The 24,168-nt window shown below is 72.9% G+C and carries 27 protein-coding genes; 17 read left to right on the top strand and 10 right to left on the bottom strand.

The genetic code is table 11. The features are described 5' to 3' along the window. Positions 1–41 precede the first annotated feature (41 nt). Positions 42–1,349 carry a PP2C family protein-serine/threonine phosphatase gene (locus ACFP3V_RS02390; RefSeq protein ID WP_417774517.1) on the top strand — a complete coding sequence of 436 codons (1,308 nt, stop codon included), beginning with the start codon at positions 42–44 and terminating at the stop codon, positions 1,347–1,349. Here the strand turns inward: ACFP3V_RS02390 and ACFP3V_RS02385 are convergent. The 4 genes from ACFP3V_RS02385 to ACFP3V_RS02370 all read right to left on the bottom strand — a co-directional run bounded on the left by ACFP3V_RS02385 (position 1,285) and on the right by ACFP3V_RS02370 (position 3,673). Then, on the bottom strand, positions 1,285–1,629 hold the full coding sequence (locus ACFP3V_RS02385) for a DUF2516 family protein (protein WP_380579126.1): 345 nt from the start codon (positions 1,627–1,629) through the stop codon (positions 1,285–1,287). The genes ACFP3V_RS02390 and ACFP3V_RS02385 overlap by 65 nt on opposite strands. A gap of 133 nt (positions 1,630–1,762) precedes the next feature. Next, positions 1,763–2,299, bottom strand: a complete 537-nt coding sequence (locus tag ACFP3V_RS02380; protein WP_380579124.1) for a hypothetical protein — start codon at positions 2,297–2,299, stop codon at positions 1,763–1,765. Beyond that, on the bottom strand, positions 2,286–2,717 hold the full coding sequence (locus ACFP3V_RS02375) for a helix-turn-helix domain-containing protein (protein ID WP_380579122.1): 432 nt from the start codon (positions 2,715–2,717) through the stop codon (positions 2,286–2,288). The genes ACFP3V_RS02380 and ACFP3V_RS02375 overlap by 14 nt, the downstream gene beginning before the upstream one ends. A 77-nt stretch (positions 2,718–2,794) precedes the next feature. Beyond that, positions 2,795–3,673, bottom strand: coding sequence for a sigma-70 family RNA polymerase sigma factor (locus ACFP3V_RS02370; RefSeq protein ID WP_380579120.1), 879 nt, complete (start codon positions 3,671–3,673; stop codon positions 2,795–2,797). 83 nt (positions 3,674–3,756) lie between these two features. On the opposite strand from ACFP3V_RS02370, the gene ACFP3V_RS02365 reads away from it, so the two are divergent. Further along, positions 3,757–4,518 carry an SDR family oxidoreductase gene (locus ACFP3V_RS02365; RefSeq protein ID WP_380579233.1) on the top strand — a complete coding sequence of 254 codons (762 nt, stop codon included), beginning with the start codon at positions 3,757–3,759 and terminating at the stop codon, positions 4,516–4,518. 3 nt (positions 4,519–4,521) lie between these two features. On the opposite strand, the gene ACFP3V_RS02360 is transcribed toward ACFP3V_RS02365, so the two are convergent. Next, positions 4,522–5,517 (bottom strand): asparaginase, encoded by a 996-nt coding sequence (locus ACFP3V_RS02360; protein WP_380579118.1) that lies wholly within the window; start codon positions 5,515–5,517, stop codon positions 4,522–4,524. Positions 5,518–5,605: 88 nt separating this feature from the next. Between ACFP3V_RS02360 and pip the strand changes: the two genes are divergently transcribed. Together pip and ACFP3V_RS02350 are read left to right on the top strand one after the other, a co-directional pair. After that, positions 5,606–6,574 carry a prolyl aminopeptidase gene (gene pip, locus ACFP3V_RS02355; RefSeq protein ID WP_380579116.1) on the top strand — a complete coding sequence of 323 codons (969 nt, stop codon included), beginning with the start codon at positions 5,606–5,608 and terminating at the stop codon, positions 6,572–6,574. A 67-nt stretch (positions 6,575–6,641) separates the two neighbouring features. After that, entirely contained in the window at positions 6,642–7,274 is a 633-nt protein-coding gene (locus ACFP3V_RS02350) for a mycothiol-dependent nitroreductase Rv2466c family protein (protein WP_380579114.1), read from the top strand. 40 nt (positions 7,275–7,314) lie between these two features. On the opposite strand, the gene ACFP3V_RS02345 is transcribed toward ACFP3V_RS02350, so the two are convergent. Continuing rightward, positions 7,315–8,007 (bottom strand): class I SAM-dependent DNA methyltransferase, encoded by a 693-nt coding sequence (locus ACFP3V_RS02345; protein WP_380579112.1) that lies wholly within the window; start codon positions 8,005–8,007, stop codon positions 7,315–7,317. 145 nt (positions 8,008–8,152) lie between these two features. Between ACFP3V_RS02345 and ACFP3V_RS02340 the strand changes: the two genes are divergently transcribed. The 5 genes from ACFP3V_RS02340 (at position 8,153) to ACFP3V_RS02320 (ending at position 11,562) form a co-directional block, all read left to right on the top strand. Beyond that, entirely contained in the window at positions 8,153–8,593 is a 441-nt protein-coding gene (locus ACFP3V_RS02340) for a hypothetical protein (protein WP_380579110.1), read from the top strand. 132 nt (positions 8,594–8,725) lie between these two features. Continuing rightward, positions 8,726–9,568: a TetR/AcrR family transcriptional regulator gene (locus ACFP3V_RS02335; protein WP_380579108.1), complete on the top strand. Its 843-nt coding sequence runs from the start codon at positions 8,726–8,728 to the stop codon at positions 9,566–9,568. Positions 9,569–9,621: 53 nt separating this feature from the next. Further along, complete coding sequence (locus tag ACFP3V_RS02330; protein ID WP_380579106.1) at positions 9,622–10,629, top strand: hypothetical protein; 1,008 nt, start codon at positions 9,622–9,624, stop codon at positions 10,627–10,629. Between the two features lie 79 nt (positions 10,630–10,708). After that, positions 10,709–11,125, top strand: a complete 417-nt coding sequence (locus tag ACFP3V_RS02325) for an SRPBCC family protein (RefSeq protein ID WP_380579104.1) — start codon at positions 10,709–10,711, stop codon at positions 11,123–11,125. Beyond that, positions 11,122–11,562, top strand: coding sequence for a MarR family winged helix-turn-helix transcriptional regulator (locus tag ACFP3V_RS02320; RefSeq protein WP_380579102.1), 441 nt, complete (start codon positions 11,122–11,124; stop codon positions 11,560–11,562). Before ACFP3V_RS02325 ends, ACFP3V_RS02320 begins: the two co-directional genes overlap by 4 nt. 79 nt (positions 11,563–11,641) lie before the next feature. Here the strand turns inward: ACFP3V_RS02320 and ACFP3V_RS02315 are convergent, their stop codons facing one another. Together ACFP3V_RS02315 and ACFP3V_RS02310 are read right to left on the bottom strand one after the other, a co-directional pair. Then, positions 11,642–12,913: a GNAT family N-acetyltransferase gene (locus ACFP3V_RS02315; RefSeq protein ID WP_380579100.1), complete on the bottom strand. Its 1,272-nt coding sequence runs from the start codon at positions 12,911–12,913 to the stop codon at positions 11,642–11,644. A 10-nt stretch (positions 12,914–12,923) separates the two neighbouring features. Continuing rightward, positions 12,924–14,243, bottom strand: coding sequence for an MDR family MFS transporter (locus tag ACFP3V_RS02310; RefSeq protein ID WP_380579098.1), 1,320 nt, complete (start codon positions 14,241–14,243; stop codon positions 12,924–12,926). A 119-nt stretch (positions 14,244–14,362) separates the two neighbouring features. Here ACFP3V_RS02310 and ACFP3V_RS02305 point away from each other — a divergent pair, with 119 nt between their 5' ends. Together ACFP3V_RS02305 and ACFP3V_RS02300 are read left to right on the top strand one after the other, a co-directional pair. Then, entirely contained in the window at positions 14,363–15,121 is a 759-nt protein-coding gene (locus ACFP3V_RS02305; RefSeq protein WP_380579096.1) for a phosphoglyceromutase, read from the top strand. A gap of 92 nt (positions 15,122–15,213) precedes the next feature. Further along, positions 15,214–16,749 carry a hypothetical protein gene (locus tag ACFP3V_RS02300; protein ID WP_380579094.1) on the top strand — a complete coding sequence of 512 codons (1,536 nt, stop codon included), beginning with the start codon at positions 15,214–15,216 and terminating at the stop codon, positions 16,747–16,749. 1,141 nt (positions 16,750–17,890) lie between these two features. Here ACFP3V_RS02300 and phoU read toward each other — a convergent pair. Next, the gene (gene phoU, locus ACFP3V_RS02295) at positions 17,891–18,565 is read right to left on the bottom strand and encodes a phosphate signaling complex protein PhoU (protein WP_380579092.1); all 675 of its coding nucleotides are present in this window, start codon (positions 18,563–18,565) and stop codon (positions 17,891–17,893) included. A 231-nt stretch (positions 18,566–18,796) separates the two neighbouring features. Between phoU and phoR the strand changes: the two genes are divergently transcribed. Together phoR and phoP are read left to right on the top strand one after the other, a co-directional pair. Beyond that, positions 18,797–20,032, top strand: a complete 1,236-nt coding sequence (gene phoR, locus ACFP3V_RS02290) for a two-component system sensor histidine kinase PhoR (RefSeq protein WP_380579090.1) — start codon at positions 18,797–18,799, stop codon at positions 20,030–20,032. A gap of 5 nt (positions 20,033–20,037) precedes the next feature. After that, positions 20,038–20,715 (top strand): two-component system response regulator PhoP, encoded by a 678-nt coding sequence (gene phoP, locus ACFP3V_RS02285; protein WP_465270088.1) that lies wholly within the window; start codon positions 20,038–20,040, stop codon positions 20,713–20,715. Between the two features lie 93 nt (positions 20,716–20,808). On the opposite strand, the gene ACFP3V_RS02280 is transcribed toward phoP, so the two are convergent. Beyond that, the gene (locus ACFP3V_RS02280) at positions 20,809–21,390 is read right to left on the bottom strand and encodes a copper chaperone PCu(A)C (RefSeq protein WP_380579086.1); all 582 of its coding nucleotides are present in this window, start codon (positions 21,388–21,390) and stop codon (positions 20,809–20,811) included. A 443-nt stretch (positions 21,391–21,833) separates the two neighbouring features. Here ACFP3V_RS02280 and ACFP3V_RS02275 point away from each other — a divergent pair, with 443 nt between their 5' ends. From ACFP3V_RS02275 to ACFP3V_RS02260, 4 genes are all read left to right on the top strand, one after another. Beyond that, on the top strand, positions 21,834–22,316 hold the full coding sequence (locus ACFP3V_RS02275) for a CarD family transcriptional regulator (protein ID WP_380579084.1): 483 nt from the start codon (positions 21,834–21,836) through the stop codon (positions 22,314–22,316). Positions 22,317–22,468: 152 nt separating this feature from the next. Then, the gene (gene ispD, locus ACFP3V_RS02270; protein WP_380579231.1) at positions 22,469–23,245 is read left to right on the top strand and encodes a 2-C-methyl-D-erythritol 4-phosphate cytidylyltransferase; all 777 of its coding nucleotides are present in this window, start codon (positions 22,469–22,471) and stop codon (positions 23,243–23,245) included. After that, positions 23,235–23,741 carry a 2-C-methyl-D-erythritol 2,4-cyclodiphosphate synthase gene (ispF, locus tag ACFP3V_RS02265; RefSeq protein ID WP_380579082.1) on the top strand — a complete coding sequence of 169 codons (507 nt, stop codon included), beginning with the start codon at positions 23,235–23,237 and terminating at the stop codon, positions 23,739–23,741. The genes ispD and ispF overlap by 11 nt, the downstream gene beginning before the upstream one ends. A 6-nt stretch (positions 23,742–23,747) precedes the next feature. Continuing rightward, on the top strand, positions 23,748–24,155 hold the full coding sequence (locus ACFP3V_RS02260) for a PPOX class F420-dependent oxidoreductase (protein ID WP_380579081.1): 408 nt from the start codon (positions 23,748–23,750) through the stop codon (positions 24,153–24,155). The last annotated feature ends 13 nt before the right edge of the window (positions 24,156–24,168 follow it).

Raw genomic sequence — 24,168 nt, 5'->3', positions numbered from 1 at the left:
CCCCAACCGTTGTCCGAGCCGAGGAGTAGGAGGTGCCGATGATGACGGTGCAGAACCGCCGCGAGAGCGTCGCCGGCGCGCCCATACCGCGTCCGCGGCCCTCCGCGTCCGGCCCGCTCCCGGTGCTGCTCATCGAGGACGACCCGGTCGACGCCGAGGCCGTGCAGAACCTGCTGGCCGAGATCGGCACCGAGGTGCAGGTCCGCTGGGCCACCAGCCTCGCGGAGGCGCTGCCGCAGCTCACCGCCGACACCGCCTGCGTCCTGCTCGACCTCGAACTCCCGGACGGCAAGGGCCTGGAGGACATCCGGACGCTGCTGCGCCGCGCGCCGCGCACCGCCGTGCTCGCCGTCACCGGCACGGTGGACCTGCAGCTCGGCGCGGCCGCGGTCGCCGCCGGCGCGCAGGACTTCCTGGTCAAGCAGGAGATGGACGGGCGGCTGCTGACCCGCGCGGTCCGCTACGCCGTCGAGCGCAAGCGGGCCGACGAGTCCCAGCGCCGCCTGGTCGAGGCGGAGCTGCGCGGCCAGGAGAACGCCCGCCTGCAGCGCCACCTGCTGCCCACCCCGCTGCTGGACGGCTCCGGCCTGGCCTTCCACGCCCGCTACCGCCCCGGCCGCCGCCGCGCCCTGCTCGGCGGGGACTTCTACGACGCCGTGCGCACGGCGGACGGCGTCGTCCACGTCGTCATCGGCGACGTCTGCGGCCACGGCCCGGACGAGGCGGCGCTCGGCGTCGCGCTGCGCATCGCCTGGCGGACGCTGGTCTTCGCCGGCCTGACGGGCGAGGAGCTGCTGGCCACACTGCAGCGCGTGCTGGAGCACGAGCGCCGCAGCGAGGAGATCTTCGCGACGCTGTGCATGCTGGCCATCGCCCCGGAGGGCCACGAGGCCGAACTGCACCTGGCCGGGCACCCGGCCCCGCTGCTGCTGCGGGACGGCGCCGGCCCGGTGCTGCTGCCCTTCGACGACACCGGCCCGGCGCTCGGTCTGCTGGGCGGCGGCGCCTGGCCCGCCGCCCGGGTGCCGCTCGGCCCGGAGTGGAGCCTGATGCTCTACACCGACGGCCTGATCGAGGGCCGGATAGGGGCGGGCACGCGGCGGCTCGGCCAGGAGGGTCTGATCGATCTCATCGGCGACCACCACGGCGCCGGCCTGCACGGCGAGACGCTGATCGACACCGCCGTCTCCGAGGTCGAGGACCTCAACGGCGGAGCGCTGGCGGACGACGTCGCCGTACTGCTGCTGACGCGGGCCGCCGCCGAGGCGGCGCCCGCGCCTGCGGTCACCAGGGCCCGTAGGGCCCCACGTGGTCGTTCCGCTTCCCGCGCTTCGGGCTCACCTGCCTGAGCTTCGGGCGGACGTCCACGACGTAGACGATCGCGGCCACCAGCCCGAGGATCGAGAACATCACGCCCAGCGGGGTGAAGTTCAGCGCGGCGGCGACGGCCAGGATGATCAGCCAGAACGGCTTGGTCTGCTTGTCCGCCGCCCGGTACGCGTCCTCCCGTCGGATGGCCGCGTCGATGAGCGCGAAGACCTCGAAGCAGAGGATGGCGAGGGAGACGATCCCCATCACCGTGCTGAAGCCGCTCACCAGCAGCCCGCCGATGGCCAGCTGATGCTCCATCAGGACTCCTTCATCGTCTCCGGACGGTCTTGACCATCCTCGCAGAAAGCACCGGGGGGCGCGGGCGTGCGGACCCTGGTCCTCTACGAACGCAGCGGGCCGGTCGCACAGTTCCGCGCCCCCCGAGGCGTGGTTACTTCTGCGTGGCCTTGCGCGGGGTGGTCCGCTTGGCGGCGGGCTTCTTCGGCTCGGGCTCCTCCGCGGCGGCCTCCGCCTCAGGGGCGGCCTCGGGCTCCGGCTCGACGGCGGCGGCGAAGGCGTCGGCCTTGCTGGTGATCTCGGCGGCGGTCTCACCGCGGCCGCGGTCCACCACGACCTTGCCGCGCTCGGCCAGCTCGTCGTAGACCTCGCGCGCCTTGACGGCGAGCTCGGCCGCACGCCCCACGCCCTGCAGCGCCAGGTGCTGCGCCCTCTCCTGCAGCGAGCGGAGGTCGGCCGGCAGCGCCTGCACGGCCTGCACCGCCTCGGTCACCTTCTCGCTGACCTTGGCCTGGGCCTCGCCCAGCTTCGCCTGCGCCTTCTCCTGCGTCGCCTTCCGGTCGGCGGCCAGCGCCGCCGCCTTCTCCGGCACGGTCTTCAGCTTCTCCACCGCTGCGTCGCCCGCGCCGGCGATGGCGTAGAGCGGGGTGGGGTCGGTCAGGGTCTTGCGGAGGTCGTCAGCGATCGGCATCGGAATCCCTCCCCTTCGTCTCTTCGGTCTTTCCTTCGGACACGGCTTCGTCGGCTCCGGTCGTGGTCTCGGCCACGCCGTTCTCCTTGAGGAAGGAGTCGTAGACCGCGAGCAGCACCTGCTTCTGCCGCTCGTTGATGAGTGGGTCGGCCAGGATCGAGGCCCGCAGTTCCAGGCCCTGGTCCTCACGCTCCTCCAGGATCCCCGCCTGCACGTACAGGGTCTCGGCCGAGATCCGCAGCGCCTTGGCGATCTGCTGCAGGATCTCCGCGCTCGGCTTCCGCAGCCCGCGTTCGATCTGGCTGAGGTACGGGTTGGACACCCCGGCCGCGTCGGCGAGCTGGCGCAGCGAGTACTGCGCGTGCCGCCGCTGCTCACGGATGTACTCCCCGAGCGACCCGACGTTCAGTGAGGCCATGTCTTCATGCTGCCCTTCTGCGCTAACTATTGCAAGCACGCTGCTTGCAGCTGTGTAAACGTGTCGTGTCGCCCCGCTCAGTCCGGCAGCGCTGCGATCCGCAGCGCGGCGAGCCGCTCGTCCGCGATGACGTCGATGGCCGTGATGCCGTCGGGGCCGAAGGTGAAGGTGAGGACCACGCGCAGGCGGCCCTGCGGGGCCATGACGAGGCCGGTCGAGCCGTTGACGAGGGCCAGGCCGGTCCAGCGGGCACGGCCGGTGGCCGCCATCGCGCCCTGCGCGACCGGCTGGGCGCCGCGGACGAGCACGGGCTCGGGCGTGGGGACGACCATGCGGTCCGCGTGCAGGACCACGTCGGGGTGCAGCAGGGAGAGCAGCCCGGCCAGGTCGCCGCTGCGGGTCGCGGCCAGGAAGGCGGAGACCACCTGGCGCTGCCGTGCCGGGTCGCCTCCCGCGGCGGGTTCGCCGCCGCGGACCCGGCGACGGGCCCTGCTGGCCAGCTGCCGTACCGCCGCCGGAGACCGGTCCATCACGGCGCCGACCTCCTCGAAGGGGACCGCGAACAGGTCGTGCAGCACGAACGCCACCCGCTCGGCCGGACTCAGCCGGTCGAGCACCACCAGCAGGGCCACCCCCACCGAGTCGGCCAGCACGGCCTCCTCCTCCGGTCCGGGAGCCGCGTCGGAGGCCGTCGCACCCAGGGCGGGGACGTCCAGCGGCTCCTCGCGGCGGTGGGCGCGGCTGCGCAGCATGTTCAGGCAGATCCGGGACACCACCGTCGTCAGCCAGCCGCCCAGGTTCCCGACCTCGGCGGTGTCGCTTCGTTCGAGTCGCAGCCAGGCCTCCTGGACCGCGTCCTCGGCCTCGCTGAGCGAGCCGAGCAGGCGGTAGGCGACCGCGCGGAGGTGGGGGCGGTGCTCCTCGAATCGGGACGTCAGCACAGCGGCCTCGCTCACCGTGTCACATTCCTTCCTCGGCCGGGGTCAGCGCAGTGGATCGACGAAAGGCAAGACTCCCAAAGTAGTTGGAGATGATCACGATGACCTCCCCCATCCTCGTCACCGGCGGCACCGGAACGCTCGGCCGGCACGTGGTCCCGCTGCTGCGGGACGCCGGCCGTGAGGTGCGGGTGCTCAGCAGGCACGGCGGCACGGCCCGGGACGGCGTCAGCCACGTCACCGCCGACCTGCTCGACGGGACCGGCCTGGACGCGGCCCTCGACGGCGTGGAGACGGTGCTGCATCTGGCCGGCGGCCCGAAGGGTGACGACACCGCGACGGAGAAGCTGGTGCGGGCCGCCCGGAAGGCGGACGTCCGGCACTTCGTCTACATCTCGGTCATCGGCGCCGACGCCGTCCCGCTCGGCTACTTCCGGGCCAAGCACGGCGCGGAGCAGGCCGTCGCGGCGGCCGGTGTGCCGTGGACGACGCTGCGGGCCGCCCAGTTCCACGACCTGGCGCTCACCACGGTGCGGGCCATGGCCAAGCTGCCGGTCGTGCCGGCGCCGGCGACGGTGCGCTGGCAGCCCGTGGACGCCCGGGACGTCGCCGAGCGGCTGGCCGAGCTGACGCTGGGTCAGCCCGCCGGTCGCGTGCCGGACCTGGCGGGGCCGGAGGTCTTCGGCCTCGACGCGCTGGTCCGCAGCTACCTCGCGGCCGCGGGCAAGCACCGGCCGCTGCTGCCGATGCGCGTGCCCGGCAAGGTGGGCCGGGTCTACCGGGCGGGCGCCAACCTCAACCTGGAGACCGCGCAGCAGGGCACGCGCACCTGGGCGCAGTTCCTTGCCGCGCAGGTGGGTTGAGCCTCAGGACCCGTCGCCGCCGTGGCGTCCGAAGGCGGCGGCGACGGAGTCCCGGTCCGCGCCCCCGGCCAGCAGCAGGCGCAGCAGGACGCGGGCCCGGTAGGGCGAGAGGTAGCCGGCCCCGATCAGGCCCCGGTGGCGCAGGTCGGTCTCCGAACCGGGAGCCCCGTAGGTGCGGTGCAGCACGGGGCCGCTCCCGGTGCGCGAGGCCAGGACGACGGGCATGCGCGCGGCGAGATCGCCCAGCGGCTCGGCGAACCACGCGGGCACGTGGCCGACGCCGAACCCGGCGACGACCAGCCCGTCCTGGCCGGTGGCGACGGCCGTCAGCACGTCGGGGTCGTCGTCCAGGGTGACGGTGTGCAGGGCCACCCGGGTGCGGGCCACGGCCGCGGGGTCCACGCGCAGCACGGGCTGCCGGGGTGGCCGGACGAACAGGCGGACGCCGCCCTCGACGACGTGCCCGAGCGGCCCGGTGTCGGGGGAGACGAAGGCACCGGTCCGCGTGCTGTGCGCCTTGCGCGCCCAACGGGCCGCGTGGACCTCGTCGTTGAGCACGACCAGGGCGCCGAGGCCGCGGGCGGCCGGAGCGGCCGCGGTGAGCGCGGCGGCGAGCAGGTTCGCCGGACCGTCCGGCCCCGCGAGCGTGGGGTTGCGCATGGCCCCGGTGAAGACCAGGGGTTCCTCGTGCGGCCAGAGGAGATCGGCGAGGTACGAGGTCTCCTCCAGGGTGTCGGTGCCCTGGCTCACGACGACGCCCCGGGCACCGGCGCGCACGGCCCGGGAGGCGGCGGCGAGGAGGTCGAGCAGGTGCGTGAAGGTCAGGCTGCCGCTGGGGACGGCGTGAACGTCCTCGACGGTCAGCGGCGTTCCGAGTGCGGCGAGTCCGGGGACGGCGGCGGTGAGCTGCGCCCCGGTGAGCCGCGAGACGACCGGCGAGCCCGGCTGGTGGCCGGCCATGGAGATCGTCCCGCCGAGGGTGAAGAGGGTGATGCCCATGCCCGTACCCTAGGGCGGCGGGCCGTGCGCCCGTGCCCCGGTGCGGGATTGACGGGACGTCACGGCGGGCCGCGGGTAGCCTGCCGGGATGTCTGTGGAGCTGTACCCGCCCATCGAGCCCTACGACCACGGGATGCTGGACGTCGGCGACGGCAACCGGATCCACTGGGAAGCCTGCGGCAACCCGGACGGTGCGCCCGCCCTCGTCGTCCACGGCGGCCCTGGCTCCGGCTGCGGCACCGGCACGCGGCGGTACTTCGACCCGGAGCGCTACCGCGTCATCCTCTTCGACCAGCGCGGCTGCGGCCGCAGCACCCCGCACGCCGCAGACCACGCGACCTCGCTGGAGCACAACACCACCGCGCACCTCCTGGCCGACATGGAACTGCTGCGGCAGCACCTCGGCGTGGAGAAGTGGCTGCTGTTCGGCGGCAGTTGGGGCTCCACGCTGATCCTCGCCTACGCCGAGCGGCACCCCGAGCGGGTCTCCGCCATCGTCATCACCGGGGTCACCATGACCCGCAGGTCCGAGATCGACTGGCTGTACGGGGGCGTGGGCCGGTTCCTGCCCGCGCAGCTGGAGCGGTTCCGGGCGGAGGGCGGCGTGGGGCCGGGCGAGGACGCCGTCGCCGCGTACGCGCGGCTGGTCGAGGACCCCGATCCGCAGGTCCGGGACCGCGCGGTGCGCGAGTGGGCCCGCTGGGAGGACGCCGTGGTCTCGCACGAGGTCAACGGCAAGCCGGACGCCTACTCGGACCGCCCGGACGACGCCCTCACCGCCTTCGTCCGGATCACCGCGCACTATTTCTCCCACGCCGCCTGGCTCGACGAAGGCGTGCTGCTGCGCGAGGCGGACCGGCTGGCCGGCATCCCCGGCGTGCTGCTGCACGGCCGACTCGACCTCGGGTCGCCCCTCGCGACGGCGTATGAACTGGCACAGCGGTGGCCGAACGCCGAACTGGTCGTCGTCGACGACTCCGGTCACACCGGCAGCGGCACCTACCGACGCCGCGTCCGGGAGGCGCTGGACCGCTTCGCTGCGCCGGAAGCGCGCTGATTGGCCCAGGTTCCCGGCTGACCATTGTCCCGTGACCAGGGGCCAATATCCGCCTAGCGTAAGGGACATGACGACGACGAAGACGACCGTGGACATGTGGTTCGATCCCCGTTGCCCCTGGGCCTGGATCACCTCGCGCTGGCTGCTGGAAGTGGAACGGGTTCGCGACGTGGAGGCCCGCTTCCACGTGATGAGCCTGGCCCTGCTCAACAAGGGCCGGGAGGGGCTGGAGCCCTGGTACGCCGAGTGGCTCAAGCTGGGCTGGGGCCCCGTCCGGGTGTGCGCAGCGGCCGAGCAGAAGGCCGGCCCGGAGGTGCTGCGCGACCTCTACACCGCTCTCGGCACCCGGATCCACCACCAGAAGGCGCCCATCGCACGGGAGTTGTACCTGGACTCGCTGCGTGAGGTGGGCCTCCCCGCCGAACTCGCGGACGCCGCCGAGTCGGAGGAGTTCGACGAGGCGCTGTCCGTCAGCCACCACGCCGGCCTGGACCCGGTCGGCGAGGACCTGGGCACCCCGGCCCTGCACGTGCCGCTGCCCGACGGCCGGACCGTCGCGTTCTTCGGCCCGGTGATCACCCCCGTCCCCAAGGGCGAGGACGCCGGCCGGCTCTGGGACGGCGTGCTGCTCGTCGCGGGGACCCCCGGCTTCTACGAGCTCAAGCGCGGCCGCGACGTCGGGCCCGACACCCGTCCCTGAGCGCCCCGACCGGAGGGGGCGGACGCCTGTTGACGGGCGGTCACCTGCGCCAGACGTAGGCGGCGGAGACGGGGGTCCCGCGCAGCCGTTCCCACTTGGGCTTGAGCGCCACCCAGGCGTCGCCCACCACCTCCTCGCGGAACTCGGCCAGCTGCCAGCCACTTCCCAGCCCGGCCGCGATGTGGTCGCTGGGCAGGTGGACGTGGGTGGTGATGGCGAAGTGCTCGCCCTCGGCGGTCGTGAAGTGGGTGGGCATCCCCGCCGCCATGATGAAGAACGGGTGCAGGCCCACGGTCACGAAGCAGCCGCCGGGCCTGGCCAGCCGGAACGCCTCCCGGTAGAGCGGACGCAGGTCCGCCAGGTGCTCGTCCACCAGGGAGCTGACGACGAGGTCGTAACTCCCGGAGTCCAGCCCGGTCTCGGCGATGTCGGCCAGCCGGAGGGAGGCGTGGGCGCCGCGCTGCTCGGCGCGGGCCAGCATCTCCGGGGTGAGGTCGACGCCGTCCACCTCGGCCACGCCCTGGGCGCGCAGCCACGCCCCCGTGCGCCCGGTCCCGCAGGCCAGGTCGGCGGCCCGCCCGGACCAGGAGGGGGCCCGCAGCTCGGCGAGGACGTGCAGGTCCATCGCGTCCTCGACGGTCTCCTCGTACGTCCCGACCCAACGGGCGTAGCCCTCGCGGACGTCGAGCACCGGGTAGCCGCGTGCGTCGAAACGGGCGAAATCAGTAGGCATGGCCCCAGTCTCCAGGGCTGTGGCCCGGCAGGACCACTGCTTTTCGGCGCCGTGGACGCGGACTTGAACACGTTCAGGAACAGGGTCTAGAGTCCTGGACGACGCGAAGTTGAACGCGTTCAAGAAACTCTGAATGGGGGCTGTCGTGACCGTCGTCACGTACGTCGCATACCTGCTGCTCAGCATCGGACTCACGGTGTGGGTGGCCCGTACGCTCAGCCGGGCGGGGAGGGTCTTCCTGGCGGACGTCTTCCACGGGAACGAGAAGCTGGGCGAGGCCGTGAACCACCTGCTCGTGGTGGGCTTCTACCTGGTCAACCTGGGCTTCGTGGCGCTGTGGCTGCGCGGGGGGAACCGGAGCGTCGCCGACACGCAGCAGGTCTTCGAGGCGCTGTCGTACAAGGTCGGCACGGTGCTGCTGGTGCTCGGGCTGCTGCACCTGGTCAACGTGTACGTGCTGAACCGTTTCCGCCGCGGCGGACAGCTGCGCCGGGAGCAGCGCCCGTCGGCACCGGTCCCGCCGCACGGCTGGACCCCGCCCGCTCCGCCCGCTCCGCCCGCTCCGCCCGTCGCCCCCGCGCACTGACGCCGGGATGACGGAGCGTCAGGCGCGGCGGCGCCGGACCGGACCGGCCGCGCAGGGGACGGCCGGTCCGGACCGGGAACGGGCCGCCCGACGCCGGCCGGGCCGAGGCGGACGTCCCGATAACCTCGACCGGTGACCGAACAGCCGACCCCTCCCGCCTCCGCCCCCTCCGGGAACCGGAGCGCCACCGGCAGCCCGACCGGTCCGACCGCCGCGACCGCCAAGGGCGAGCAGACCCGGGCCCTGATCCTCGAGACGGCGATGCGCCTCTTCGAGGAGCGCGGCTACGACCGCACCACGATGCGCGCCATCGCGCAGGAGGCGGGCGTGTCGGTGGGCAACGCCTACCACTACTTCGCGTCCAAGGAGTTCCTGATCCAGGGCTTCTACGACCGGATGACCTACGAGCACGCCGCGGACGCCCGGCGGCGGATGGCGGGGGAGCGGGACTTCGCCGTCCGGCTGCGGATCGCGCTGGAGTCCTGGATCGACTGCGCGGCCCCGTACCACGAGTTCGCGGCCCAGTTCTTCCGCACGGCGGCGGACCCGGACAGCCCCATGTCCCCGTTCTCGAGCGAGTCCCACCCCGCCCGGTCCTGTGCCGTCGACCTCTTCCGCGAGGTCCTCGACGGTTCGGGCCTGGCCCCGAAGATCGACGCCGAGCTGGACGAACTGCTGCCCGACCTGCTCTGGCTGCATCTGATGGTCGTCGTCCTGTACTGGGTCTTCGACCGCACTGAGGACACCGAGCGCACCCGTGCCTTCGTGGCCCGCTGCGCCCCGTTCGTCGCCAAGGTCGTCGCCCTGTCCCGCTACCGCGTCTTCCGCCCGCTGGTCCGGGACGCGGTCGACATGGTCAAGGACTTCGTCCTGCCGACCATCGGCAAGGCCGGTACCCCGGTCCCCGCGAAGAAGTCCCCCGTCCCCAGCAGCACGACTCCCCGTACCAGCCGCAAACGGCGCCCGAAGACCTGACGCCCGGTCAGTCCCCTCTGCGCGCCGCCCTGGCGGCCGCAGAGAGGAAGGTCATGACCATCAGCAGACCGAGGCGGCGCGCCACGTTCGTCGGAGGGGCACCCCGCGTGGCGGCCTCCCGCCGGTCGGCGACGGTCTGGGGCCTCGCGGCCCTCTACGGTTTCGTCTCCGCTTTCGGCGTCGCGTTCTTGCGGATCGTCGCCGGCAGCCTCGTCTCGGGCGCCGGTGCGATCGGAGGGGTTGCCCTGCTGTTCGCCTTCGGTGTCTGTGTGGTGTTCGAGGCGTCCGCTTTCCTGCTGATGCGCCTGTTGATGCAGCAGACTTGCCCTGACCGTTCCTCCGGCGGGTCGGCCTTGGGCGTTCTGGCCCTGGGCGCGGTGGCGGACGTCGTGCTCAATCGCGTGCTCGTTGCGGCACACGCCTTTCCCCTCTTCTTCGGGCTCGTCTCGGTGATGCTGTTCTGCTTGCCGTATCCCCTCGCTTTCGAACTCGTCGTGGTGCGAAGCCGGACACGGTGGGCGGCTGCCGCGACGGTCGCCGTGGTGCTGGCACTGGCAGTGGGGCCGATCAGGAGTGCGCAGGAGCGCCTCGCCGTACAGCAGTGGTACGCCGCGCACCCGGGCCTCGACCGGCGTCTGCTGCAAGGCGTGGACTGGCCGGGTGGGGAGCCGGACGCCCTCGAGTTCGGACCGTTCGGGGCACGGGTCACGGTGTTCTTCCAGGACAGCAACATCGACGGCGTGTCGGATGCGGTGGTGACCGTGGCCCCGCCTGACGCCGACCCCTGCGGGAGCATCGGGATCACGGATGGCGAGGGGACGCGGCAGTCCGCACCCGAGCGGTGCGATCGCGTGGCGCCGGGCGTCTGGGCTGTCGCCGCCGGGGACTTCACCGGGCGCGTGGAGCGTCGTGGCGGAGTCCTGCTCACCCTCAGTGTGGACAGCAATCGGGGAAGCCAGGACGATCTGGCGGCTGTCGCGCGCTCGCTGCACCCGCTGAACGACCATCAACTCTGGCCCTACCTGCGTACGTTCTCCCTTCTGGACTGGCTGGTGCTCTGAGCCGTCGTGGGCGCTGGACAGATAGTCTGCGCGAAGATAATCTATGAATACATCATCGCCGAGGCCGGGGGAGGCCAGCATGTGGGAGTACCAGCACAGCGTCGAGACCAGCGCCGCGCCCGGCGTCGTGTGGGGGATCTGGGCGGAGGTCGAGCGCTGGGGCGAGTGGAACGCGGACATCGAGAAGATCGAGCTGCGCGGCGGGTTCGTGGACGGCGGGGAGATCACGATGGTGCCCGCCGGGCAGGAGCCGGTGGAGTTGACGCTGGCTCAGGTGCTGCCGGGGCAGGGATTCGTCGACGAGGCCGTCTTCGGGGGGATCGTGCTGCGCACCGCGCACACCGTCGAGGCGGTCGGGGAGGGCAGCCGGATCACCTACCGCATGGAGATCACCGGGGACGGTGCCGACCAGGTCGGACCGGAGATCGGGCCGGGCATCACGGCCGACTGGCCGGAGACCATGACCGCCCTCGCGCGGCGGGCGGAGGGGCGTTGACGGCGCTGGAGCCCGCGGCCAGCCCGGGCTTCCTGCTCTGGCACGCGACGCTCCGCTGGCAGCGCGGCGTCGCCGCCGCGCTGGCGCCGCTGGGGCTGACGCATGTTCAGTTCGTGCTGCTCGCCTGCACCTGGTCGTTGAACCAGGGCGGCAGGCGGCCCAACCAGCTGGCCGTCGCCCGGCAGGCGGGTACGGACGTGAAGATGACGTCGCAGGTGATCCGCACCCTGGAGCAGAAGGGCCTGGTGCAGCGGGAGGTCGACCCGGCCGACACCCGGGCCAGGCTGCTGCGCGTCACCGAGGCCGGCGCGGAGCTCGCGCCGAAGGCGATCGAGGCCGTGGAGGCGGTGGACGCCGCCTTCTTCGCCCCCGTGCCCGCCGCCGAGGCGGTCGCGCTGCTCAGCAGGCTGGTGGCCCCGGCGACCGACGGGGGCTGAACGGCGCACCGCCGGGCCGGAGTTCCGCACCTGCGGCCGGGCCGTGAAGGCTTTCGGCCGCAGGTCGGGTGACGATGCGTCAGAAGACGTCCGGGCACCAGGGGTGCTGGTCGGCGCGGAGGACGCGCTCCGCGTTGCGGAGGGCGCCCGGGACCAGTTCCACGACACGGCCCGCCGCGGCCAGTCGCCGCAGCGGCAGGTGGTCGAGCAGGAGCGCGCCCAGCACGCTCACGTCGCACGCGAACTCGGCCGGGTCCGCCGTGCGCGTGCACACCGCCGAGCCGTCCGCCGCCGCCTCGACGGCGTAGCGGCCGGCGGTGTAGCCCATGCGGTCCTCGACCTCGAAGACGAACCGCCCGGGCACGTCGTAGGTCCGGGCCCCGAAGCACTTGGGGACGTCCAGCACGCGCACCCACAGGAAGTCGTCGCAGCTGTCCCCGTTGTCCGTCATCGCGCGTCCGTCGCGGAGCATCAGCTGCAGCGGGTCGTCCAGGCGCAGGTCCTTGATGGAGACCCTGACGATCCAGTCGACCTCCAGCGCGAACTTCCACAGCGCCGCATAGGCCGCCGCGGACACCGCGTAGTAGTCCTCGACCTTGAGCGTGGTCTCCCGGGGCAGCCAGTTGCGCCACTCCTCCTCGGTCACCCGGTAGGCCAGCAGGCCGGCGGGCGTGCCGGCCGCGTCGCGGTAGAGGGCGACCAGCGGTTCCTTGTACGGCCATGGGGAGTTGGCCACCTGGCCGGTCCGCATCCGGTGGCTGAAGTCCGTGCGGGACACGGCGCCGGGCTGGGTGCGGCGGAAGCGCTCGTGCAGCTCGGGGCCGACCTTGGCGTACTCGTCGAGGGTCAGCAGTTCGATGCTGCCCTCCAGCGCCTCCGCCGGAACGTCGATGCCGCCCGCGCGGGCCTTGTCGATCAGCTTGCCGCGCTGGGCCGTCGCGGGTCCGAAGCCGAAGCGGCCGTAGATCCGGTACTCCGCGGCGATCAGCGTGGCGGCCGCGTCGCCGCGGGCGACGGCGGCGTCGAGGTCCTGCCGCATCATCCGGGAGAGCAGCCCGCGCCGCCGGTGGGTGGGGCCGACCGTGACGTTGGTGATCGCGTCGGTGGGGATGACCGCGCCGCCCGGGAGGGTCAGCTCCTGGGCGAAGCTGCGGAAGGTGCCCACGCACCGCCCGCCGTCGAACGCGCCGAGGGCGCGCCCGAGTTCGGGGAATCGCTCGCGATGGAAGTCCCCCTCGCCGTCGCCCTTGGGGCGCATGAACCCCGCGTTGAGCGCCTGCCCCCAGGCCCCGCGCTCCTCGTCCGTGATCGCCCTGACCTCGATGCCACTGCTGTCCGTGCTGCGTCCCATGCTTCGCACCCTACGAGGCCGCGCCGACCGGGTCATCCGCATTTACGGGCGCCTGCCCTGACGCCTGCTCGGCCGGCAGTCCGGACGCCTGCTCAGGCGTCTGGCGGTGCCCGCGCAGCAGCCGGACGTAGCCCGCCGAGCAGAGCAGGCCGAGGACCAGGCAGGCGCTCCAGACGGACGATCCGCCCCAGCCGGTCAGCATGGCGCCCGCCGCCAGCGGGGCCAGGAAGGAGGCGCCCTGCCAGGCCAGCGAGTAGACGCCCTGGTAGCGGCCGCGCGCGTGGGTCGGCGAAAGCTCCGCCACCAGCGCCATGTTGGCCGGGGTGCGCAGCATCTCGCCCGCGGTCCACACGACGACGGTCAGCGCGTAGAACCAGAGCGTGGCCGCGAAGTCGGTGAGCCAGAACCCGACGCCGTCCAGCAGTGCCGCGGTGACCAGGACCAGCAGCCGGCTGCGGCGCTCGGTGAGCCGGGTCAGCGGGATCTGCGCGAGCACGATCAGCAGTCCGTTGAGGCTGATGACCAGGCCGTAGGCCTCAGCGTCGAAGCCGTTCCGGCCCATCTCGATGGGCAGTGCGGTGCCGCCGAGACCGTCGACCATCGCGATCAGGAAGGTCAGCCCGACCAGGCCCATGAAGGCGGCGTCCCGCAGCACGGTCCCCATCCCGACCGCCGACGCGGTGTCAGCAGCGTTGTCCGGGGCGGCCGTTGGGCGCGCGGGCAGGGCGGGCCGGGTCTCCGGGATGCGCAGGAAGACGACCAGCGCGCACAGCAGGGTGGTGGCCGCGTCGCCGAGGAAGAGCAGCAGGTAGCCGTGCGCCGCGATGAAGCCCGCCGCAGCGGCGGAGACCGCGAAACCGATGTTGATGGCCCAGTAGTTGAGTGAATAGGCGCGCACCCGGTCGGCCGTCGGGACCACGTCCGCCATCACCGCCTGGATGGCCGGCCGGGCCGCGTTGCTGGTGAAGCCGAGGAGCGCGGCGAGCACCGCGATCAGCCAGGGCGCCCGGGCGAGGCCCATGGCCGCGGTCGCCAGCGCGGCGAGCCCCTGCGCGGCCACCAGCGTGGGCCGCCGCCCGAGCCGGTCGGCGCAGACGCCCCCCGCGACCGCGCCGAAGACGCCGCCCAGACCGAAGGCCGAGGCGACCGCGCCGGCGAAGGCGGCGGAGAAGCCGCGGTCCACCGTCAGGTAGAGCGCGAGGAAGGTGACGACGAAGGAGCCGAGCCGGTTGACCAGGGTGCTGGTCCACAGCCACCAGAAGGTGGTGGGCAGTCCGCGCACGGTCTCGCGGGTCGCGGATCGCAACCGGGTCAAAGCGGGCGTGGACACGCGGATGCCCCCTGAGCTGCCTGTGTAAGCGGTGGACTGGCATGAGGGACATTACTCGGTCGTTCGTGCGTACCGCCACCGTTTATCCGGCCGCAGGCGGCTCCATTAGGCTGCTGGCCATGGCTGAAGCTCCCTACCGACTTGTCCTGCTCCGCCACGGCGAGAGCCAGTGGAACGAGAAGAACCTCTTCACCGGCTGGGTCGACGTCGACCTGAACGAGAAGGGGGAGAAGGAGGCCGTTCGTGGCGGCGAGCTGCTCGCCGCCGAGGGCCTGCTGCCGGACGTCCTGCACACCTCCCTGCTGCGCCGCGCCATCCGCACCGCGCAGATCGCCCTGGACCGGGCGGACCGCCACTGGATCCCGGTGCACCGCTCCTGGCGCCTGAACGAGCGTCACTACGGCGCGCTGCAGGGCAAGGACAAGGCGCAGACCCTGGCCGAGTTCGGCGAGGAGCAGTTCATGCTCTGGCGCCGCTCCTACGACGTCCCGCCGCCCCCGCTCGCCGACGGCGCCGAGTACTCGCAGTCCGACGACCCGCGCTACGCGGACCTGCCGTCGGACATCCGGCCGCAGACGGAGTGCCTCAAGGACGTCGTCCACCGGATGCTGCCCCACTGGTACGACGCCATCGTCCCGGACCTGGCCGCCGGCCGGACCGTCCTGGTCACCGCCCACGGCAACTCGCTGCGCGCGCTGGTCAAGCACCTCGACGACATCAGCGACGCCGACATCGCCGGCCTGAACATCCCGACCGGCATCCCGCTCGTCTACGAGCTCGACGCCGACTTCCGCCCGCTCACCAAGGGCGGCCGCTACCTCGACCCGACGGCCGCGGCGGCCGCGATCGAGGCCGTGAAGAACCAGGGCAAGAAGTAACCCTGACCCCGCGGTCCCGCTGACGGAGGCTCCCTCTATCGTGAGGGGGCCTCTGCTCGTGTGAGCGGGGGTTTCGTGCTCAGGGGGGTTGTATGCGCAGATGGCTTGCGCTCGCCGCCGCAGTCGGAACGGTGCTGCCCGTGGTGGGTTTCACCGGGACCGCGCAGGCGGCAGGAAGTTCGTTGAAGGTGGCCGAGATCGGCCGCGACGGCCGGGCCGTCAACGGGTCGGTCACCGTGGTCGACTCGACCGGCATGCCGAGGTACCTGCAGTCCGGCCGGGCCACCGCGCTGCCGGCCGGGACCTACACCGTCCTCGCTGACGTCCAGTCAGCCGGGACGGACACGCTCATCGGAAAGAAGGTGCGGGTCAGCGGCGCCGGCCGGCTGACCCTGGACGCGCGGGCCGGCCGGTCGGTGCGGGTGGGCCTGGACGTCTCCGGGCAGCCCGGGCTCGACGTGCGCGTCTGCGCGCCCGGCGGCTGGGGCAACGGTGTGGAGGCGTGGAACAGGGCGGGCAGTCTGTTCGTCGTGCCGAACGCCGACCGGGGTTTCACGCTCGGGTACCTGGCGTCCTGGGGCGGCGACCTGCTCGGGTCCGGCTCGTCCTATGTCGTCAGCGGACTGCGCGGTGCGGTGCCGGCCGGGACGCTGGGCAGCTTCAAGCGCAGCGGTCTGGCCAAGTGGCGCGTCGACGTCCGGGGCGGGGAGAACACCACCGCCTCCTCGAACGTCATGATCCAGCCGACGCCCCGTCAGGACAGCTGCCAGACCGACCTGATCGCCGGCCTCGGCGGCGGCGACGGCGGCTACGTCACCCACGCCTACGTCTCGCCGGGTACCTGGACGGTCCGCAACGACTTCTCCAGGGCCTTCACCTTTGCCAAGCCGCGGACCGTCGCGGCCCGGGGCAGCTACTGGACGCTGTTCAACCGGGCGGTGCGCGGCCCCGCGTCGACCGAGGTCCCGGGGACGTACTGGGGCCATCGGCTGCTCTTCGACGCCGACTCGATGCTGGCCGACCCCTGGGGGACGGGCGCGGGCGGCGACACGTTGACGATCGGCACCTACACCCTCCGCCAGGGCGGCAAGGTGCTGGCGTCCAAGCGCCTGACCGAGTGGGCCACCGGCCCGTCCGGTCTCGACGTGGTGCTGAAGTCGAAGGGCTGGTACTCGCTCACGGCCGACGCCTCGGCCTACGCGCCGGGCAGCAGGCTGCCGACGGGCCTGCTCTCCACCCGGGCGACGCTCAGCTACCACTTCTACGCCGACCCGGCGAAGCGGCAGGCGGCCAAGGTCTTCGCCACGAAGTTCTTCCCGGCGGGCCTGGACCTCGGCAACCAGGCCAAGGCGGGCAGCACCACGGCGTTGACCGTCCAGGCGGTCCGGTCCACGACCGACCCGATGGACATCGCGGTGCCCAAGGCCACGGTGAAGTCCATCCGGCTCTGGGTCTCCTACGACGGCGGCCGCACCTGGCACGCCGTCAGCCTCCGCGCGGTGGGCGGTCAGTGGACCGCCCAGGTCCGCAACCCGGCCTCCGGCGCGGTCACGCTGCGGACGACGGTGGTGAGCGCGAGCGGCGACAGCGCCACGGAGACGGTTTACCGGGCCTGGTCCGTGCGCTGACGCGCGAAGCGCGCGTCGGCGCGCGGAGCGCTCGGGTCCGCGAGACATGCGGGATGCGCGGGGCGCGTGCAGACGGCGGGGCGCCGGGGGATCACCCCCGGCGCCCCGCTTGCTGTCGGGCTCGCTCAGCCGCAGTCGTGGCAGTGGCCGCCGCACTGGCAGGCGCCGCCGGACTGGCAGCCGCAGCCGCAGCCCCCTCCGCAGCCGCAGGCGGCGACGACGGGAAGAAGTGGACGGGCGTCGGGCTCGATGGGGGACGGTGGCGGGGTCTCGGTCACAGCGGGCCCTCCTCGCGGGCGGTCTGACTCACCCTCAGTGCATCCCCCTGCCTGACGGAGCGTCAACAGGCGTGCGGGGGCAGGCCCCTCCGCCCCCGTGCGCCCCCTGTCGGCCCGACCCCGCGCGCGGTGTGCGGCGTCCCTCGGCCGGAGGTCGGGGCGGGTGACCGGCCTTGGCCGGGGGCCCGAGAGCCGGCCCCGCCCTGAAGGCCGAGGGGCCCGGCCCNTCCCTCGGCCGGAGGTCGGGGCGGGTGACCGGCCTTGGCCGGGGGCCCGAGAGCCGGCCCCGCCCTGAAGGCCGAGGGGCCCGGCCCCGCCCTGAGGGCCGCCTTGGTCCGGCCCCGCGCCCTGAGGGCCGCCTTGGTCCGGCCCCGCGCCCTGAGGGCCGCCTTGGTCCGGCCCCCCGCCCTGACGGCCGCCTCGGTCCGGCCCCGCGCCCTGAGGGCCGCCCTCGGTCCAGTGGGGGCGGCGGCCCCCCCCGTCGGCCCTGCGGCCGTCCGGCTCGAACCCCCGGCCGTCCGGCCCAGCCCGCCTGGGCGGCCCCTCGGCCGAAGGCCGGTTCGCCCCCCTGACCCCCAGCCCCACGCTCGGCCTCGGTTCCGGCCGCGCCTGGGGCGGCGGGTGCCACGAAGGTCCGGCCGCCAGGCCCAGCCCAGATCCGCCAGGCCCCAGGGCGCCGACTCCCTGTCCCCACTTGGCGGCCCTCCAGCCGGACGCCGGGGCGCGTCACCGGCCCTGACCAGGCCAGAGGCCGAGGCACGTCCGAGCCCGAGGCCGGTTCGGCGCTGGACCACCGGTCACCCCAGCCCCGCCTCTGGCTCGCTCGGGCACCGTCAAAGCCCCGCGCCGCCGGGTCGGCGGGACTACTCCGCCAGGTCCGGGGTGGGGACGAAGTCGTCGGCGTGTTCGCCGGTGACGAGGAAGACGACGCGCTTGGCGACGGAGACGGCGTGGTCGGCGAAGCGCTCGTAGTAGCGGCCGGCCAGGGTGACGTCCACCGCGGTCTCGACGCCGTGGTGCCAGCGGTCGTCCAGCAGGTGGGCGAAGAGGGAGCGGTGCAGCTCGTCGATCGCGTCGTCGTCGCGCTCCAGCTCCAGCGCGGCGTCGACGTCCTTGGTGGCGATCACCTGGCCCGCCTTGGTCATCAGGCGCTGGGCCAGCTGGCCCATCTCCAGGACGATCGGGTGCAGGTCCGCCGGGATCGCGGACTCGGGGTAGCGCAGGCGCGCCAGCTTGGCGATGTGGCGGGCCAGGTCGCCGGAGCGCTCCAGGTCCGCGCTCATCCGCAGCGAGGTGACCACGATGCGCAGATCCGTCGCCACCGGCTGCTGCCGGGCGAGCAGCGCTATGGCCCGGTTCTCCAGGTCGTGGTGCAGCTCGTCAAGCTTCTCGTCGGCGGCGATCACACTCTCCGCCAGCGAGAGGTCGCCTTCCAGCAGTGCCGTGGTGGCCCGGCCCATGGCCGAGCCGGCCAGGCGGGCGAGCTCGACAAGGCCGTCGCCGATCGAGTCGAGTTCCTCGTGGTACGCGTCGCGCATGTCCTGTTCCTTCTCGTTCCGTCCGTCCGGCCGCTCGGCCAGCCCGGCTGCTCGGGCCGCCTGGGCAGACGTCTCCCCAGGGCGTCGGAACCACTGTGCGTCGCCCGGACGTACCAGGTCCTCAGCAGGAATGAACCACTGCCAACACTCAGGTGAATTCTCGGCGACCGGGAGCTAGCCCTTGATTCCAGGGGTTACAGCAGGTCATCGCCGTCCGCTTAGGCTGAATGCATGGACCTGAACGTGGCTGCGGCCTCCGCGAGCGCGATCGTCGGGCTCGGCGTCGGCCTCACCGCGGCACTCACCTTCCGGTGGAGCGAGGCCACCCGGAGGAAACCCGCCAAGCGCCCCGAGCAGCAGGCTGAGCCGCCCCTGCCGCCGGGCGTGGACACCGTGCTGTCGGTGCTGCGCTCCTGCGCGGTCGTGGTCGACGAGAGCGACCAGGTGGTCAAGGCCAGCTCCGCCGCGTACGCGCTGGGCCTGGTCCGCGGCGGCGCCGTCGCCGTCGAGCAGATCCTGGCCATGGCCCGGCTCACCCGGCGCGACGGCGAGATTCGGCAGGCCGACCTCGACATACCGCGCCGGATGGACAGCAAGGCCGGCGGGGACGTGCTCGCCGTCTCGGTCCGGGTGGCTCCGTTGGGCTCGCGCCTGGTGCTGGTGCTGGTCGAGGACCTGACCGAGGCCCGCCGGGTCGAGGCGGTCCGCCGGGACTTCGTCGCCAACGTCTCGCACGAGCTGAAGACCCCGGTCGGCGCGCTCTCGCTGCTGTCCGAGGCGGTGCAGGACGCCAGCGACGACCCCGAGGCGGTGCGCCGCTTCGCGGGCCGGATGCAGATCGAGTCCACCCGGCTGACCAGCCTGGTCCAGGAGATCATCGAACTCTCCCGGGTCCAGGACGACACCCGCCTGGTCGACGCCGAACGGGTCCCGGTGGACGAACTGGTCGCCGAGGCCATGGACCGGTGTCGGCACCAGGCCGCGGCCAAGCAGATCACGATGGCGGCCGGCGGCATCGCCGGACTCCAACTGCACGGCAACCGCGGCCAGTTGGCCGCCGCGCTGGGCAACCTGGTGGAGAACGCCGTCAACTACAGCCCGGCCCGCACCCGCGTGGCCATCGCCGCCCGCAAGGTCCCCGGTCCGGCCGGCAAGCCGGACACCGTGGAGATCTCGGTGACCGACCAGGGCGTCGGCATCTCCGAGAAGGACCGCGAGCGGATCTTCGAACGCTTCTACCGTGTCGACCCGGCCCGTTCCCGGGCGACCGGCGGAACCGGCCTCGGCCTGTCGATCGTCAAGCACGTGGCCGCCTCCCACGGCGGCACCGTCTCCGTCTGGTCGGTCGAGGGCCAGGGCTCGACCTTCACCCTGCGCCTGCCCGCGGGGAAGCCCGACCCCGACCGCGCGGACCCCGTAACCACTCCCACTCCCACCCCTGACGCCGCCCCGGAGGCAATGTCGTGACCCGTGTGCTCGTCGTGGAGGACGAGGAGTCCTTCAGCGACGCCCTCTCCTACATGCTCCGCAAGGAGGGCTTCGAGGTGGCCATCGCCGCCACCGGCCCGGACGCCCTGGACCAGTTCGAACGCAACGGCGCCGACTTGGTGCTGCTCGACCTGATGCTCCCGGGCCTGCCCGGCACCGAGGTCTGCCGCCAGCTGCGGGCCCGGTCCAGCGTGCCCGTGATCATGGTCACCGCCAAGGACAGCGAGATCGACAAGGTCGTCGGCCTGGAGATAGGAGCGGACGACTACGTCACCAAGCCCTACTCCACCCGCGAGCTGGTCGCCCGCATCCGCGCCGTGCTGCGCCGCCGCGGCGAGCCCGAGGCCGACGGCGGCGGCCCCGGCGCCCTGGAGGCCGGCCCGGTCCGGATGGACGTCGACCGCCACGTGGTGACCGTGGACGGCGCCAAGGTGGACCTCCCGCTCAAGGAGTTCGACCTGCTGGAGATGCTGCTGCGCAACGCCGGCCGGGTGCTCACCCGGATGCAGCTGATCGACCGGGTCTGGGGCGCCGACTACGTCGGCGACACCAAGACCCTGGACGTCCACGTCAAGCGCCTGCGCGCGAAGATCGAGCCGGACCCGGGCGCTCCCCGCTACCTGGTCACCGTGCGCGGCCTGGGCTACAAGTTCGAGCCCTGATCCCGCCCGGTTCCCCACGGACATGACGAAAGCCCGCCGCGGTCACCGNCGGTCACCGCGGCGGGCTTTCCTGCTGACGGCCTGTCGGCCGCCTCAGTGCTTGGACGGGGACGCCGACGGGCTGGTCGTCGTCTTCGCCCCGCCCGCGGGCTTCGACGCGGGGGCGGAGGCCGAGGGGGCGCCGCCGACCGGCGCGGCCGGGGTCGGCGTCGCGGTGGGGGCGTAGGAGGAGTACACCCCCTGCGCGGAGTTGACCAGCGCCTGGACGGTGACCGAGCCGCCGTTCTGGAACTGGAAGGTCACCGGGGCGTTGGCGCCCTCCTGGCCGCTGAAGCCGGGGATGTTGGCCGTGGTCCCGGCGCCGAGCTGCAGCGCGCCGCCGGCGGGGATCTGTGTCGGGCCGGTCAGCGTGGCGTTCTGGCCGGCCACCGAGACGGAGGTGAGCGTGTCCGCCTGGTCCGCCCAGTTGGCGATGTTGGCGGTGACGTTCGCGGACCCGTCGGTGCCCACCACGAGGGCGACGCCGTTCAGCTTCAGCGAACCGACCGAGGTCGCCGCGACGTTCGGCTTGACCTCGAGCGTGGCAGCGTTCGAACTGGCGGCGCAGGCCGCGAGCACGGGGGCGATGGCAAGGGCCAGAGCGGCGACCGCGCCGCGACGAAGACTGCGGCTCACGACGGAGTCATCTCCTTGGACGGATTGAACGGGTGTGCACGGATGCGCACGGGTTTCGGCGGCTTGGTCAAAGATCGAGCCGACCGCGCCTTAGATTACCGAGGCCCCTGATCCGCTCTGCACGGGGTGGCACCCCGTGTCGCGGGCGCCCTGACCGGGCATCCGCCGTCCGGGTGGATCCCGGGAACGTGTGCACCCCTCCGGTCGAAGATCAGATCACGGTTCGGCAACGGCCAGAATTCAAGATCATTGCGAGGTCAATGTGGGGCTGCCGGTTCGTGAACAACCGCTCCCACCTGCGGGAAGTTGTTCCAAAGCACCCCGCCCAGCACGTCATACGGCCCCTTGTCAAGCCCCGAGAGCGGCCCTGACCTGCGGAAACGCCCTTCGGATACGGCCAGGAGCGTGTTACTCTGGAAAGCCACGGAAGGGGTACCTGTCACATGACGTTCAAGGTTGGCGACACCGTGGTCTACCCCCATCACGGGGCCGCGCTGATCGAGGCTATCGAAATCCGCCAGATCAAGGGTGTGGACAAGACCTACCTGGTGCTCAAGGTGCAGCAGGGCGACCTGACGCTGCGCGTCCCTGCGGAGAACGCAGAGTTCGTCGGCGTGCGCGACGTGGTCGGCCAGGACGGGCTGGACAAGGTGTTCGACGTGCTGCGCGCACCGTACACCGAGGAGCCCACCAACTGGTCGCGCCGCTACAAGGCGAACCTGGAGAAGCTTGCCTCCGGTGACGTTATCAAGGTCGCGGAAGTTGTGCGCGACCTTTGGCGTCGCGAGCGCGAGCGCGGGCTCTCCGCAGGCGAGAAGCGCATGCTCGCCAAGGCGCGCCAGATCCTGGTCAGCGAGCTCGCGCTGGCCGAGAACACCAACGAGGACAAGGCGGAGTCCCTCCTCGACGAGGTCCTCGCTTCCTGAGCTTCTGCACCTCCAGCAGTCGCACCCTCAGGGGCGCGGGTCATCGCGCGGACAACCGAGCAGCACCGGGGATCACGGCATCGCCGTTCGGCCTCCGTGAAGCGGCTGGTTTCCCGTGCGCTGCCCCGCGCCCCTAAGGTGTGCGCAGCTGACTGTCCGTCAGTCACGCTCTACCCATTCCTCCGAAGGAACGAAACCTGAACGCCGCAGCAGTGGTCCCTGCCGCCGGGCGGGGCGAACGACTGGGGCCGGGCGCCCCGAAGGCTCTGCGAGAGCTCGGCGGAGTGCCGATCCTGGTCCACGCGGTGCGGGCGCTCGCGCGCTCGCGGGCCGTCTCCCTCGTCGTCGTGGCCGCGCCGCCGGAGGGCGTCGCGGAGGTGCGGACGCTGCTGGAGGACGCCGGGCTGGGCACCCTGGAAGGCACCTCGCTCACCGTCGTGGCCGGCGGGGCGACCCGCCAGGAGTCCGTCCGGCTGGCCCTGGCCGAGGTGCCGGAGGACGTCGACATCGTGCTGGTGCACGACGCGGCCCGGCCGCTGGTTCCCGTCGAGGTGGTGGACGCCGTGGTCCGGGCCGTCGCGGACGGCGCCGAGGGCGTCGTGCCCGCCGTGCCGCTCGCGGACACCGTCAAGCAGATCGAGCCCGTCGCCCCCGGGCGGCCGGAGCCGGTCGTGGGCACGCCCGAGCGGGCGCTGCTGCGTGCCGTGCAGACGCCGCAGGGCTTTCCGCGGGCCCGGCTGGCGGACGTGCACGCCAAGGCCGCGGCGGAGGAGTTCGAGGCGACGGACGACGCGGGGCTGGTCGAGCGCTTCGGCGGCCAAGTCGTCGTCGTGCCCGGGCACGAGGAGGCGTTCAAGGTGACCCGGCCCCTGGACCTGGTCCTGGCCGAGGCCGTACTCGCCCGCCGGAGGGCCAACGATGGGTACTGAACCGACCGCCGAGCCGGCATCCGGGCCGCGCCTGCCCCGCGTGGGCGTGGGGACCGACGTGCACGCCTTCGAGAAGGGCCGAGAGCTCTGGGTGGCGGGCCTGCGCTGGGAGTCCGAGTACGGCCTGGCCGGGCACAGCGATGCCGACGTCGTCGCCCACGCCGCCTGCGACGCGCTGTTCGCCGCGGCCGGGGTCGGCGACCTGGGCCAGCACTTCGGCACCGACCGCCCCGAGTGGGCCGGAGCCTCCGGGGTGACCCTGCTGGCCGAGGCCGGACGGATCGTCCGCGCGGCCGGCTTCGAGATCGGCAACGTCTCGGTGCAGGTCATCGGCGTCCGCCCGAAGATCGGGACGCGGCGGGCGGAGGCCCAGCAGGCGCTGTCCGAGGCGCTGGGCGGGGTGCCGGTCTCGGTGTCCGGGACCACCTCCGACGGGCTCGGACTCACCGGAAGGGCGGAGGGTCTCGCGGCGATCGCGACCGCGTTGGTGTACTGAGGGAGCATGACTTCCGCCACCGCACTCAACGGCCGGGCGCGCACCCTGGTCGACGACCGGTCCTTCGCGATCGTCTCCACGCTGCAGCCGGACGGCAGCCCGCACCAGTCGGTCATGTGGGTCACCCGGGACGGCGACGACCTGCTGCTCTCGACGCTGGTCGGTCGGCGCAAGGAGCAGAACCTGCGCCGGGACCCGCGGATCAGCGTGCTGATCTACCCGAGGGAGAAGCCGTACACCTATCTGGAGGTGCGCGGGGTCGCCGAGTTGACGCGCGAGGGCGGCCGGGAGCTGATCGACGCGCTGTCCCGGAAGTACACCGGTGCCGACTACACCGCCGACGGGCCGGACGACGTCCGGGTGGTGGTGCGGGTCCGGGCCCGGAAGGTGGTCGACAAGCTCGGCGGAGTCTGACCCGGTCCTGACG

Origin of the sequence: Streptacidiphilus monticola (assembly GCF_042658505.1) — a bacterium.
Taxonomy (GTDB): Bacteria; Actinomycetota; Actinomycetes; order Streptomycetales; family Streptomycetaceae; genus Streptacidiphilus; species Streptacidiphilus monticola.
The sequence above is the reverse complement of the archived record's forward strand: the minus strand, read 5'-3'. Positions and strand labels throughout refer to the sequence as shown.

Bases quoted from the DNA above. Each gene is read 5' to 3' on its own strand.
- ACFP3V_RS02390 (WP_417774517.1), top strand. From the start codon at position 42: ATGACGGTGCAGAACCGCCGCGAGAGCGTCGCCGGCGCGCCCATACCG.
- ACFP3V_RS02385 (WP_380579126.1), bottom strand. From the start codon at position 1,629: ATGGAGCATCAGCTGGCCATCGGCGGGCTGCTGGTGAGCGGCTTCAGC.
- ACFP3V_RS02380 (WP_380579124.1), bottom strand. From the start codon at position 2,299: ATGCCGATCGCTGACGACCTCCGCAAGACCCTGACCGACCCCACCCCG.
- ACFP3V_RS02375 (WP_380579122.1), bottom strand. From the start codon at position 2,717: ATGGCCTCACTGAACGTCGGGTCGCTCGGGGAGTACATCCGTGAGCAG.
- ACFP3V_RS02365 (WP_380579233.1), top strand. From the start codon at position 3,757: ATGACCTCCCCCATCCTCGTCACCGGCGGCACCGGAACGCTCGGCCGG.
- ACFP3V_RS02360 (WP_380579118.1), bottom strand. From the start codon at position 5,517: ATGGGCATCACCCTCTTCACCCTCGGCGGGACGATCTCCATGGCCGGC.
- pip (WP_380579116.1), top strand. From the start codon at position 5,606: ATGTCTGTGGAGCTGTACCCGCCCATCGAGCCCTACGACCACGGGATG.
- ACFP3V_RS02350 (WP_380579114.1), top strand. From the start codon at position 6,642: ATGACGACGACGAAGACGACCGTGGACATGTGGTTCGATCCCCGTTGC.
- ACFP3V_RS02345 (WP_380579112.1), bottom strand. From the start codon at position 8,007: ATGCCTACTGATTTCGCCCGTTTCGACGCACGCGGCTACCCGGTGCTC.
- ACFP3V_RS02330 (WP_380579106.1), top strand. From the start codon at position 9,622: ATGACCATCAGCAGACCGAGGCGGCGCGCCACGTTCGTCGGAGGGGCA.
- ACFP3V_RS02325 (WP_380579104.1), top strand. From the start codon at position 10,709: ATGTGGGAGTACCAGCACAGCGTCGAGACCAGCGCCGCGCCCGGCGTC.
- ACFP3V_RS02315 (WP_380579100.1), bottom strand. From the start codon at position 12,913: ATGGGACGCAGCACGGACAGCAGTGGCATCGAGGTCAGGGCGATCACG.
- ACFP3V_RS02305 (WP_380579096.1), top strand. From the start codon at position 14,363: ATGGCTGAAGCTCCCTACCGACTTGTCCTGCTCCGCCACGGCGAGAGC.
- ACFP3V_RS02300 (WP_380579094.1), top strand. From the start codon at position 15,214: ATGCGCAGATGGCTTGCGCTCGCCGCCGCAGTCGGAACGGTGCTGCCC.
- phoU (WP_380579092.1), bottom strand. From the start codon at position 18,565: ATGCGCGACGCGTACCACGAGGAACTCGACTCGATCGGCGACGGCCTT.
- phoR (WP_380579090.1), top strand. From the start codon at position 18,797: ATGGACCTGAACGTGGCTGCGGCCTCCGCGAGCGCGATCGTCGGGCTC.
- ACFP3V_RS02275 (WP_380579084.1), top strand. From the start codon at position 21,834: ATGACGTTCAAGGTTGGCGACACCGTGGTCTACCCCCATCACGGGGCC.
- ispF (WP_380579082.1), top strand. From the start codon at position 23,235: ATGGGTACTGAACCGACCGCCGAGCCGGCATCCGGGCCGCGCCTGCCC.
- ACFP3V_RS02260 (WP_380579081.1), top strand. From the start codon at position 23,748: ATGACTTCCGCCACCGCACTCAACGGCCGGGCGCGCACCCTGGTCGAC.